This is a genomic window from Pseudomonas sp. LG1E9, from assembly GCF_003290225.1.
Lineage (GTDB): Bacteria > Pseudomonadota > Gammaproteobacteria > Pseudomonadales > Pseudomonadaceae > Aquipseudomonas > Aquipseudomonas cyclaminis.
Genome location: NZ_CP029983.1, coordinates 271,626 through 283,694 on the forward strand (window position 1 = coordinate 271,626; position 12,069 = coordinate 283,694).

At 62.6% G+C, this 12,069-nt stretch carries 8 protein-coding genes; 2 read left to right on the top strand and 6 right to left on the bottom strand.

What is annotated here, in order from left to right; all coding sequences use genetic code 11:
- Nucleotides 1–32: 32 nt before the first annotated feature.
- The 6 genes from DNK50_RS01455 to pilG all read right to left on the bottom strand — a co-directional run bounded on the left by DNK50_RS01455 (nt 33) and on the right by pilG (nt 9,863).
- The gene (locus DNK50_RS01455) at nt 33–488 is read right to left on the bottom strand and encodes a chemotaxis protein CheW (protein WP_099585829.1); all 456 of its coding nucleotides are present in this window, start codon (nt 486–488) and stop codon (nt 33–35) included.
- Nucleotides 481–6,300 (bottom strand): Hpt domain-containing protein, encoded by a 5,820-nt coding sequence (locus tag DNK50_RS01460; protein WP_112192663.1) that lies wholly within the window; start codon nt 6,298–6,300, stop codon nt 481–483. Before DNK50_RS01460 ends, DNK50_RS01455 begins: the two co-directional genes overlap by 8 nt.
- Before the next feature lie 158 nt (nt 6,301–6,458).
- Entirely contained in the window at nt 6,459–8,510 is a 2,052-nt protein-coding gene (locus DNK50_RS01465; RefSeq protein ID WP_112192664.1) for a methyl-accepting chemotaxis protein, read from the bottom strand.
- Nucleotides 8,507–9,031, bottom strand: a complete 525-nt coding sequence (locus DNK50_RS01470) for a chemotaxis protein CheW (RefSeq protein ID WP_099585832.1) — start codon at nt 9,029–9,031, stop codon at nt 8,507–8,509. The genes DNK50_RS01465 and DNK50_RS01470 overlap by 4 nt, the downstream gene beginning before the upstream one ends.
- Before the next feature lie 12 nt (nt 9,032–9,043).
- Complete coding sequence (pilH, locus tag DNK50_RS01475; protein ID WP_003176670.1) at nt 9,044–9,409, bottom strand: twitching motility response regulator PilH; 366 nt, start codon at nt 9,407–9,409, stop codon at nt 9,044–9,046.
- A gap of 46 nt (nt 9,410–9,455) precedes the next feature.
- Complete coding sequence (gene pilG / locus DNK50_RS01480) at nt 9,456–9,863, bottom strand: twitching motility response regulator PilG (RefSeq protein ID WP_099585833.1); 408 nt, start codon at nt 9,861–9,863, stop codon at nt 9,456–9,458.
- Between the two features lie 239 nt (nt 9,864–10,102).
- Here pilG and gshB point away from each other — a divergent pair, with 239 nt between their 5' ends.
- Together gshB and DNK50_RS01490 are read left to right on the top strand one after the other, a co-directional pair.
- Nucleotides 10,103–11,056: a glutathione synthase gene (gene gshB, locus DNK50_RS01485; protein WP_112192665.1), complete on the top strand. Its 954-nt coding sequence runs from the start codon at nt 10,103–10,105 to the stop codon at nt 11,054–11,056.
- A gap of 77 nt (nt 11,057–11,133) precedes the next feature.
- Nucleotides 11,134–12,039 (top strand): energy transducer TonB, encoded by a 906-nt coding sequence (locus tag DNK50_RS01490; protein WP_099585835.1) that lies wholly within the window; start codon nt 11,134–11,136, stop codon nt 12,037–12,039.
- Nucleotides 12,040–12,069 lie beyond the last annotated feature (30 nt).

The window sequence follows — 12,069 nt, forward strand, 5'->3', positions numbered from 1 at the left end:
ACAGTAGGTCTCACTGAATTTGAGAAGAGTGTTCAGGCCAATCCGGATTCGACCAGCAAGGCTTCCAACCCCATGAGGTCCGGCACCTTCGCCACCTGTTCCCCCACCTGCACCGCCGCCAGTTCCAACGGGCACAGCGGCACGTCCACGTAGCTCAACTCGCTGTCGAGCTTGTACGACCGGGGAATCCCCTGGATCACCAACGCAATGAACTTCAACGTCGGTCGCCCGCCCAGCGCGTTCAACACCACGATCCGTGAGCGTTCGCCAGTCACGCTGGCCTCGCCGCACGCGGCTTCGAAACTGATCAACGGAATCTGCCGATCCCGCCACGTCACTTGCCGCAGATACCACGGCGGCGCATCGCTGGCCGGTTCGCCGCGTTGGAAGTCGATCAGTTCGGCCACGGCGACGTTGGGCAGCACCAGGTGACGGTCAGCCAGGGGCAGCAGCAGGCCGGTGAGTTGGCTGGTGCGGTGGTCAAGCATGGGACTTGCTCCAATAGGCGATGCTTTCCAGCAGCACCGACTCTTGATACGGCTTGCCGAGGTAGTCGTTGACGCCAATGGCCATGGCGCGGTCGCGGTGTTTCTGGCCGGTGCGGGAGGTGATCATGATGATCGGCAGGCGCATCAGGCGTGGGTCGTTGCGCACTTGCGTGGCCACTTCAAAACCGTCCATGCGCGGCATTTCGATGTCGAGCAGCATCAGGTCCGGGGTGTGTTCTTCGAGCAACGCGAGGGCGTCGATGCCATCTTTGGCGGTGAGTACGTTCATGCCGTTGCGTTCCAGCAGGCGGCTGGTGACTTTACGCACGGTGACCGAGTCGTCCACCACCAGCACCAGCAGCGGGCGCTTTTTCAGTGGGTCGTTGAGGATCAGCGGCGCATCCACCGACTGGGCCGGCAACGCCGGTTGCCGTTCGCGGATATGCGCAAGCAAGTCGATGATCAGCACCACGCGGCCGTCGCCCAGGATGGTCGCGCCGGACAACCCTTGCACCCCGGCAAACTGCGGCCCCAGGCCCTTGACCACGATCTCCCGGGTACCGGCCATGGCGTCCACATGCACCGCCACGCGGCGCTCATTGCACTGCACCAGCAACACCGGCACCGGTTGGTACTGGCCCAATAATTTGGGCCGGCCGACGGTGTGCAGCAGGTCGCCCAGGTAGAACAACTCGTAGCTCTGCCCGGCATATTCATAGCGTGGCGGATCTTGCTGATAGTGCCCCGCCAGCTCATGGGGCAGCACCCGCACCAACGCTTCGATGGTATTGAGCGGGATCGCGTATTGATCGTCCGCGCACTGCACCATCAGCGCACGGTTGACCGACACGGTGAACGGCAAACGAATGCGAAAATGCACGCCCTCGCCCGGCGTCGACTCAATGAACATCGAGCCGCCGAGCTGGCGTACTTCTTCATGCACCACGTCCATGCCCACGCCACGTCCGGAAATCTGGGTGATTTTCTCGGCAGTGGAGAACCCCGGCTGCAAGATAAACTGCAACACGTCGCGGTCGCTGATCTCTTGATGAGGGCCGAGCAAACCACGCTTGATCGCCTTGCGCCGCACCGCGTCCAGGGGCACGCCAGCGCCGTCGTCGCGCATGTCGAACACGATGTCGCCGCCTTCGTGGGTCAGGTCCAGGGTGATGCGGCCCTTTTTCGGCTTGCCGGCCAGCAGGCGCGCCTCACTGGATTCCAGGCCATGATCGACGGCGTTGCGCAGCATGTGTTCCAAAGGCGCCGCCATGCGTTCCAGCACGTTGCGGTCCATCTCACCTTCGGCGTTGCCGACGATGAATTCCACGTCCTTGCCCAACTCGCCCGCCACCTGGCGCACGATGCGTTTGAGGCGTGGCAGCATGCGTTCGAACGGCACCATGCGCGTGCGCATCAGGCCTTCCTGCAATTCGGTGTTGATGCGTGCCTGTTGCTGCAACAGGGCGTGCGCGTCCTCGTTGCGACGGTCGAGGGTGTCCTTCAGATCGAGCAAATCGGAGGCGGATTCGGACAACGCACGTGACAATTGCTGCAACTGCGAATGGCGGTCCATTTCCAACGGGTCGAAGTCTTCATAGCCCAGGCGCTCGGCCTCGGCCTGTTGGCGGCTGAGGATGCGGCCCTGGGTTTCGGTGTCGAGGCGGCGCAGTTGATCGCGCATGCGCTCGATGGTGGTTTCCACCTCGGTCAGGGCGATGCGTGCGTCATTGACTTGCTGTTCAATCCGACCACGGAAGATCGAGGTCTCGCCGGCCAGATTGACCAGGTCATCCAGCAGATCAGCGGAGATCTTCACCATGTCGGCGGCGGGGTCAACGACCGCCTCGGTCTTGCCTGCGGGCAATGCGACCGGTGCCACTGCTTCTACGCTTGGGTGCACCAGGCTTCTGATGCGTCCGATAAGCTTGTCCACCGCGCCCACGGGCAAGCCGTCTGCCACGGCGTCGATCATCTGCGCCAGGCGGTCATGGCAGCCTTGCAGCAGCGCGAACAGTTCGGCGGACGGTGCGAGCAAGCCGGCCGATAGCCCTTCGTAGAGAAACTCAAGCTCATGGGCCAGGTCACCAATCGGCCCGATCTCGACCATGCGCGCGCCGCCCTTGAGGGTGTGCAGGTCGCGCAGCAGGGTCTCGACTTCCTGGCGATTGTTCGGCTCGGCCTGCCAGCGCAGCAGTGCGCTGCCGGAGCTGTCGAGAATATCGGCGGCTTCTTCGAGGAAGATATCCAGCAATTCCGGGTCGGCGCCCGCCGTTTCAGGCGCAGGAGCCTGTGCGGCGGGGGTACTGCTCTGGCGCAGTTCGCGCAGCTTGGCAACCAGCTCGGCGCTTTCGCTCAAGGGCTGGTGGCGGTGCAGTTCGTCCAGCTGTAAAGCCAGGCGTTCATGGCTGGCCATGAGCACCTGGGACAGCTCGGTGCTGTAGCTATAGCGCCGGTCCACAAGGCCTTCGTAAAGGCATTCCAATTCGTAGGCAAGATCGCCCACCGGGCCGATTTCGGCCATGCGCGCGCCGCCCTTGAGGGTGTGCAGGTCGCGCTGCAACGAGGACAACGGTGCTGCGTTTTCAGGTTCCAGCAACCAGCGTTTGAGGGACTGCCCGGCGCTGTCGAGAATGTCCACGGCTTCTTCGAGGAAGATCTCGACGATCTCATCGTCCATCGCCGTTTCATGCTCCAACTGCGCGGTGGCAGTACCCAGTTCAGCAATACTCAGCGCACGGTTGCCGTCGGTTTTGATCAGGCCGGTGGCGGACGGGTCGAGGGCATCGTCCAGCAGGTCGCGCAGGGCCTGCACCCGGGCCGGCACCGGGCTGATTTCCTGGCCGGCGGCCAACTGGTCAAGCATGTTGATCAGTGCTTCATGGGCCTGTTCGGCCTCATGGAAAAACCGCTCGCTGACCGCCAGGCTGCTCTCTTCCACCGCCCCATAGAGGTCGAGCAAGGCTTCGCACAACTCGTCGATGGGATGCAGGTCGGCGGTGTGTGCGCCCTCCCCCAGGGTGGTCAGTTCATCCAGCAGAGCGGTGAGTTCCTGGCGCTCGCCGGGGTGCTGTTGCCAGCGCCGCAGCAGGCTTTCGGCGTCGAGCAGGATGTCCATGCCCTGGGCCAGGAAGTTGGTGATCAGTTGCGGGTCGCGTTTGATGCGCAAGCCGGTGTTGGGCGCGTCGAGCAGCGCGGCCAACTGATGGTCGAGCAGGGTTTGGGTGCGGCCAATCAGGTCGGCCGCGCCCTTGATCGGCACCAGAGGGTCGCGGTCCAGTTGGCGTAAGCCACGCTGGAACAGGGCTTCGGCTTCCAGCAGCAACTCCACTTCGTCCAGGTCCAGCGGCAGGCGATGGGCCTTGTATTCGCGGGTCAGGTGATCCAGCGGTCGCACCAGTTCGGCGATCGGTAATACGCCGGCCATGTAGGCACTGCCCTTGAGGGTGTGCAGGGCGCGTTGCAGCTCATCGCTGACTTGCAGCGGCACATGCTCGGCGGCCTGTTGCAGGAAGTGGTTGAGGCTGTCCAGGTGGCTCTGGGCTTCATTGCGGAAGATCTCCAGCAGCATCGGGTCATGGGGCTCGGCAGCGGATACAGCGCCGCCACCGGCCAAGGCGTGGGCGCGAGCGGCCAGTGCGTCGACTTCGTCGCGTTGGTGTTGGTCGTCCGTCGCAAAGTCGGCGATCAATTCCGGCAGCAAGGCCACGGCATCATCCAGCACCTGCTGGATTCCGGGGCCGAGGGCCACGCTGCGTTCAAGCACACGGTTCAGCAGGTTTTCCACGGCCCATGCCAGTTCGGCCAGCACCAGGGCGCGCACCATGCGACCACTGCCTTTCAAGGTATGGAAGGCGCGGCGCATTTCGCCTTGGGCGGTTTTGTCCGCGCTGTTGGGCAGGTGACGGTGCAGCACGTCGAGGACTTCGTCGGTTTCTTCGAGGAAGACTTCGCGCAGTTCATCGTCGATGGGCTCTTCATCAGCCGGGGGTGGCAACAGGCTACCGGGGCGTTGCAAGGCCGGCGGGTTGAGGCGCGACGTGGGGTTGGCCAACGCGTCGAACTGGGATTGGCTCGGGGCCTCATCCGTCGACAGCACGCCATCGGGGGCCAGCAAGGCCTGGCGCCAGGGTTTTTCAGCAGGCAGGTAACCCAGCGCCGCGAGGCTTTGGGTGGCCAGTTCCAATACCCGTTCACCGGCGGCGTCGGGGTCCTGGAGCATGCGTTCGAGGTAGTACTCCAGGCTGCTGATTACCTCGGCAAAATGGGCCAACTGGGTCTCGGACGGCGCGTCATGGTTGACGACCAACTGCTCATCGACGTAATCGGTGCAGCCGCGCATCAGGCTCGCTGCACGCGGCAGCGGAATCATCGCCAATGCGCCGCGCACCTGGCTCAGCAGTTCCGGCAGGGACTCCAGGCGCTGACGGTCCCAGTCGGCTTCGATGCAGTCAATCACCAACTCTTTGGCTTGCTTCAGGCACTGGCAAGACTCGCGGATTACCAGTTGGTGAATCTGAGTCAGGTCGGTGGTGGGCAGGCGGCTTTCTTCGCGGCTTTCCGGTTCGACGGTGCCGGCCATTCCGGCCAGGGTAGCTTCGACGTAGAGCAGCGCGCCCGCGACGTCCATCAGTACGGCGTCATTGGGTTCGCGTTGGCCTTGGGCCAGGCTCAATACCACCGCAAGCTGATCGATGATGACTTTGCGCGGCTGGCCGAACCCCAGCACCGCCAGGGTATCGGCGATCTGCCGCAGCGGCGCCAGCAGCGCATCGAGGTCGTGGGTGTGTTGGCGGTCGCTGCGTACGAACAGGTCGAGGCGCTCCTTGACCCGCACCAGCTCTTCACACAACGCACCGAGCACCGAGCCCATGGCATTGCGGTCCGGCCCGGCCAGGCGGGCACGTTCGGCGTCGACCACGGCGCTGTCGGGCAAGGCTTCATCCAGGCCGTAGCGTTCCTTGAGGCTTTGCATGCGCGGCGTCGGCCGGGTGACTTTGGCGACGTAGAACAACAGGCTCTTGAGCAACTCATCCGGCGCAGACTGGTTGATTCCACCAATACCTTGGGCCAGCAAACGCTTGAGCTGCTTGTCACTGGCCTTGAGCAGGCTGCGCAAGGCCGGGCTGTTGGCAACAACGCCGGTGAGCATGCCTTCGACCAGCGCCGACGTCACTTGCCACAACGGCAACAATGGCGCGCCCTGGCACAGGGCTTCAAGGCGTGCGAACACACGCGCCATGTCTTCCAGATTGCTGGGGCCGTGGTCTTCGCGCAGCAACCCGGCGAGGGCCTGTTGCAGCAGTTGGTGCCATTGGCGCAGTTGTTCATGCAGGTCCGGCACTGCGCGTTGGGCCAGGGCTTCATCGGGCAGTGGCGCAATCGACAGCAGTTGTGGGCTGAACAGGCTGGTTTCCGAGAGCAGGCTTTCACCTCGCGCACTGCGCAGGTCGTTGAGCAGCGGCAGCACCACCAACGGCAGATCGCGGCGGGCGCTGTGCACGCGGTCGAGGTACAGGGGCAGTTGGCCAAGGGCCTGTTGCAGCAGACGGATACTTTCCTCGCGCTGGCTGACCTGCCCGGCCTGGAGCGCCAGGGCCAGTTCTTCGATCTCTTCGGCGAGCAGCGCCGCACCGTAGAACTCGACCATTTGCAGCGCGCCATGCACTTGATGGATACCGGCCAGGCATTGGCAGATCACGTCATCGTCATGGGTTTCGACAAACGCATCCAGCGCCGAACGGGCCTGTTTCAGGGTTTCGGCAATGTCGCCCTTGACCCATTCGAGGGCCACGTAGTCGTGCCGGTCAACCATAACTGCTCCGCTTAGAATTCGTGGGTTGCTGGTATTTTTGAACCAATGGAAATCAATGTGGGAGGGGGCTTGCCCCCGATTGCAGACTGTCAGTTGATCTATCTATGGCTGACCCACTGCAATCGGGGGCAAGCCCCCTCCCACATTTGGAATGCATTTCAGTCATCTGCCTGTTTCGGGGGTGGGAGGGTGAAACCCGACACCGACCTGCGCAACTGGCTCGCCATCTTCGCCAGGTTACCGATGCTTTCGGCAGTCGCGGTCGACCCCGACGACGTCTGCGTAGTGATCTGCTGGATCACGTTCATGGTCAGGGAGATCTGCCCCGCCGATGACGTCTGCTGCTGCGCTGCATTGGAGATGCTCTGGATCAACGCCGCCAAGGTCTTCGACACGCCTTCAATCTCTTCCAGCGCCACGCCGGCATCCTGGGCCAGCCGTGCGCCGCGGACCACTTCGGTGGTGGTCTGCTCCATGGAGATGACCGCCTCGTTGGTGTCGGTCTGGATCGCCCTCACCAGGGTTTCGATCTGCCGCGTGGCGGCCGATGAGCGCTCGGCCAGTCGCTGCACTTCATCCGCCACCACCGCAAAGCCGCGTCCGGCATCCCCGGCCATGCTCGCCTGGATGGCGGCGTTGAGGGCGAGGATATTGGTCTGGTCGGCGATGTCGTCGATCAGGCTGACGATGTCGCCAATCTCCTGGGACGATTCGCCCAGGCGCTTGATGCGCTTGGCGGTGTCCTGGATCTGTTCGCGGATGTTGTCCATGCCGTGGATGGTGTTGTGAACCACCTCGTTGCCCTTGTTCGCAATCTCCACCGAGCGTTCCGCCACGGCCGAGGATTCGGCGGCATTGGCCGATACCTGGTCGATGGACTGGGCCATCTGGTTGATCGCGGTGGACGCTTCGGCGATCTGCTGGGCCTGATGCTCCGAGGCCTGGGCCAGGTGCATGGCGGTGGCCTGGGTTTCTTGCACCGCACCGGCAACTTGGCCGGCGGTGAGGTTGATCGTCGCGACCAGATCGCGCAGTTGGTCCACGGAATAGTTGATGGAGTCGGCGATGGTGCCGGTGAAGTCTTCGGTCACCGAGGCCGTCACGGTGAGGTCGCCATCGGCCAGGTCTTCGATTTCATCGAGCAGGCGCATGATCGCGTTCTGGTTGCGCTCGTTCTTCTCGGCAGTCTCGTGCAGTTGGCGGTTGGTCTCACGCACCATTACCAGGCCAATCAGGATGATCGAGGCCAACGCCAGCAGGCCCAGCACGTAGCCGCCAATGGTGTCGAAGCTGCGCCCGCTGGCGAGGTTTTCAAACCCGGTGGCCAGGTGCGAGGCTTCATCGAGCAGGGTTTGCGACAGATTGAAAATATTGCTCGCCGAGGCGCGCACCTGAAACAGTTGCGGTGAGGTTTCGAGGATTTCATCCACGGAGCCGGAGACAAACTCGAACAGTTCGGCGATATCCGCCAGCCGCGCGCGGGCATCGTGGTCTTCGACCTGGGTGATGCGCAGGCCGGGGTTGCCGTTGAGCATGCCATTGAGCACCTGGCCAAAACGGGCGGCATCGCGGCCAAAGGTGTCGGCGGCCTGCGCGGCTGTTTCGTCGCCGGCCAGCACGGTGTTGACCGCCCCCAGAATACGTTCGGCCAGCAGCGACTGGCGCTGGGCCAGGGCCACCTGGCTGGCCGGGGCGCCACGTTGCAGCAGGATGTCGACGACCTTTTCCGATTCCATCTGCAATTGCGGCACGGTTTCGGCCAGGGTCGCGGCCACCTGGTGCAGGGACAACACGGTCTGCTCGCTGGCGAGGATGGCGTCGGTGTTTTTCAGCAGCGCTTCCCAGTCGGTCTGCACTGCGCGCATCTCGGCCCGCACCGCACTGGGCGCCGCAGGCAGGCCGGTTTGCGGGTCGCCTTTTTTCAGGTAGCCCCAGCGCTGGGCAAAATCGTTGCGCGCGTCACCCAACAGCTTGAAGGCAGCAGCCTTGCCGGCGGCGGCTTCGGTAGCGTTCTTGGCAATGCGCTGGGACAGCACCCGCAGTTCTCCGGCGTGGCCGATGTACTGTTTGTCGTAGGTGGACTGGGTGTTGAGGTACGCGAAGTTGGCGAAGAGCAGCATGATGAACACGATCAGTGCGATAAACAGCACGATGATCTGTGAGCGGCTGCGCGAGCCGGCCTGGGGTTTGGGCGCGGTAGCGGTGGTCATGCGGCGACGTCCATGAAGCCTGGGGCCTGGGCCAGGGCGAAGGGGCTGAAGACCTGCCACGGCGGGTCGCCGTCGAACTGGCCCTGGATAAACGGCGCGCCGGGGCTGGCACTCGCCAGCAAGGCGTCTTGTGCAAAATGCTGCATGCCCACCACCTCGTCTACCAGCAACCCGACAAACAGATCGTTGTATTCCACCACCAGCACCCGCCGCTGCTTGCGCGCCTTGGACAGCGCAAGGCCGAGGAAACCACCCAGGTCCATCACCGGCAGCAGGCGCCCGCGCAGGTTAGCAACACCTTTGACCCAGGCCTTGACCCCGGGCATTAAAGTGCATCGCGGTTCATGCAGGACTTCGGCGACTTCGCCCATGGGCGCCACATACCAATGTTGCCCCAGGCGAAAGCCGATCCCGCTCCAGCGTTGCAGGCGGGCTTCCTGGGACGGCAGGTCGGCGGCCAGCAGGCGGCAGCGGCGGTCGATGTCCAGCAGCAACTCGAAGGCGGTTTGCGACTCGGTCATGATGGCGTGCCGTCAGCCGGCCAGCACCTTGTTCAGGGTGGCGATCAGGGTTTCTTCGTCGACCGGCTTGGTCAGGTAATCCTTGGCGCCCTGGCGTGCGCCCCAGATCTTGTCGGTTTCCTGGTCTTTGGTGGTAATGATGATGATCGGGATAGCGTTGGTCTCAGGCTCCTTGGACAACTGGCGCGTGGCCTGGAAGCCATTGAGGCCCGGCATCACGATGTCCATCAGTACTGCATCGGGCTTTTCCTGGCGAGCCAGGGCTACGCCGTCGGCGCCGTTTTCGGCCTTGAGGACCTGATGGCCGTGCTTTTCCAGCATGCCGGTGAGTTTGTACATTTCAGTCGGCGAATCGTCGACGATCAGAACACGTGCCATGGTTTTCCCCACTACATTGGTCGGCGCCGGCCCTTGTGGGGCGGCGTCAGTGTGCTTGTTCTACTGCGGCGAACCCCGGCACATACGCCTTGATCGCACCCAGCAGTTCTTCCTTGCTGAAAGGCTTGGTCAAAAACTGATCGACACCCACGATGCGCCCCTTGGCCTTGTCGAACAGGCCGTCCTTGGAGGACAGCATGATCACCGGGATCGACTTGAACGCCGGGTTGTTCTTCACCAGGGCGCAGGTCTGATAGCCATCCAGGCGCGGCATCATGATGTCGACAAAGATAATGTGCGGGTGATGATCAACAATCCGGGCCAGGGCATCGAAACCGTCGAGTGCCGTAATGACCTCGCAGCCCGAGTGCTTCAACAGCGTCTCGGCGGTGCGGCGGATCGTTTTCGAATCGTCGATCACCATCACTCTCAAGGCGTTGGAATGCTGTTCCATATCTGCTCTACCATCGCCACAGCGAATCGGTTTTTCGGTGTGTACTGCCTGATGTTGCACAGGATGAGCGTCGCAGGCCTTGGATTTCAAGGGCTGCTGCGCCGTGGCAGTCTTTTTAGCACAGTCTCGGGGAGCAATCTATCGAGGCACCCGCCAGGTGGTTTTTCCTTGACCCACAACAGCCGCAGCGCCACTCTGACGCCACTTTTATGCGCCCAATTTGCTAGAGGAAATCCCCCATGAGCGTTCGCGTCGGCATTGTCATGGACCCTATCGCCAGCATTTCCTATAAAAAGGACAGCTCGCTGGCCATGCTCCTGGCCGCCCAGGCCCGCGGCTGGACCCTGTTTTATATGGAGCAGCGCGATCTGTACCAGGGCGACGGCGAGGCCCGCGCACGCATGCGCCCGCTGCAGGTGTTCGCCAACCCGGAAAAATGGTTCGAGCTTTCGGACGAGATCGACAGCCCGCTGAGCGATCTGGACGTGATCCTGATGCGCAAGGATCCGCCGTTCGACATGGAATTCGTCTACTCCACTTACCTGCTGGAGCAGGCCGAGCGCGCCGGTGTACTGATCGTCAACAAGCCGCAGAGCCTGCGCGACTACAATGAAAAGCTGTTCGCCACGCTGTTCCCGCAATGCACACCGCCGACCGTGGTCAGCCGCCGCGCCGATGTGCTGCGTGAGTTCGCCGCCAAACATGGCGATGTGATCCTCAAGCCGCTGGACGGCATGGGCGGCACGTCGATCTTCCGTCACCGCGCCGGCGACCCGAACCTGTCGGTAATCCTGGAAACCCTGACCGTGCTGGGTACTCAGCAGATCATGGGCCAGGCTTACATTCCGGCGATCAAGGACGGCGACAAGCGCATCCTGATGATCGACGGCGAACCGGTGGACTACTGCCTGGCGCGTATCCCGGCAGCCGGTGAGACCCGTGGCAACCTGGCCGCCGGTGGTCGCGGTGAAGCGCGTCCTCTGACGGACAAGGACCGTTGGATTGCAGCCCAAGTCGGCCCGACCCTGCGGGAAAAGGGTTTACTGTTTGTAGGCCTTGACGTGATTGGTGAAAATCTCACCGAAATCAACGTCACCAGCCCGACCTGTATCCGCGAGATCGACAACGCCTTTGGCACCAACATCGGCGAAATGCTGATGGCCGCCATTGAGCGCAAGCTACAAGCCAAGTGACATAGAACAGCCGGACACGCACCAACATTGCGTTATCATGCGCCACCTGTGAAACGCGCGATGTTGGTTTTTTTGTCATGACACTCCCGTCCGATCTGCCCCCCGAACTCTCCCATAGCGGCGTGCGCCCGGCTGATCGGCTCGGATTTACCCTGTTCCTGGCCGCCTTGATTCACTTGGCCTTGCTGCTCGGCGTGGGTTTCACCATGGTCGAGCCCAAGCAGATCACCAAGACCCTGGAAATCACCCTCGCCACCTTCAAGAGTGAAAAGAAGCCTGAGAAGGCGGACTTTCTGGCTCAGGACAATCAACAGGGCAGCGGCACCCTCGACAAGAAAGCCATCCCCAAGACCACCGAACTGGCACCGTTCCAGGACAACAAGGTCAATAAGGTCACGCCGCCTCCCTCGCCCAAGCCTGAGGTCAAGCAGGCTACACCCAAGCCGACGGTGACCACCGTCGCACCCAAACCACAAAAAGCCCCGGTCCAGCGCGAAAAGACCAAGACCGAGCCGCAGCCGGAGCCCGTGAAGCCGGCGCCTACTTTCGACAGCTCGACCCTGTCCGACGAAATCTCCAGCCTGGAAGCCGAACTGGCCAACGAACAGCAGTTGTACGCCAAGCGCCCACGCATCTACCGCCTGAATGCCGCCTCGACCATGCGCGACAAAGGCGCCTGGTATAAGGACGAGTGGCGCAAGAAGGTCGAGCGCATCGGCAACCTCAACTACCCGGAAGAAGCACGGCGCCAGCAGATTTACGGCAATTTGCGTCTATTAGTGTCGATCAACCGCGATGGCACCTTATATGAAGTGCAGGTGCTGGAGTCCTCCGGCCAGCCGCTGCTGGACCAGGCCGCACAGCGTATCGTGCGCCTGGCTGCGCCTTTCGCGCCGTTTACCGGCGACCTGAACGACGTGGACCGCCTGGAAATCATCCGCACGTGGAAGTTTGCCAAGGGCGATCGGCTGTCGAGCAATTGATGACAAATGCCCTGTGCGACACATCCCCAG

Coding starts and splice junctions, on each gene's coding strand:
- pilG (WP_099585833.1), bottom strand. CDS start 9,863: ATGGAACAGCATTCCAACGCCTTGAGAGTGATGGTGATCGACGATTCG.
- DNK50_RS01490 (WP_099585835.1), top strand. CDS start 11,134: ATGACACTCCCGTCCGATCTGCCCCCCGAACTCTCCCATAGCGGCGTG.
- DNK50_RS01470 (WP_099585832.1), bottom strand. CDS start 9,031: ATGACCGAGTCGCAAACCGCCTTCGAGTTGCTGCTGGACATCGACCGC.
- gshB (WP_112192665.1), top strand. CDS start 10,103: ATGAGCGTTCGCGTCGGCATTGTCATGGACCCTATCGCCAGCATTTCC.
- DNK50_RS01460 (WP_112192663.1), bottom strand. CDS start 6,300: ATGGTTGACCGGCACGACTACGTGGCCCTCGAATGGGTCAAGGGCGAC.
- pilH (WP_003176670.1), bottom strand. CDS start 9,409: ATGGCACGTGTTCTGATCGTCGACGATTCGCCGACTGAAATGTACAAA.
- DNK50_RS01465 (WP_112192664.1), bottom strand. CDS start 8,510: ATGACCACCGCTACCGCGCCCAAACCCCAGGCCGGCTCGCGCAGCCGC.
- DNK50_RS01455 (WP_099585829.1), bottom strand. CDS start 488: ATGCTTGACCACCGCACCAGCCAACTCACCGGCCTGCTGCTGCCCCTG.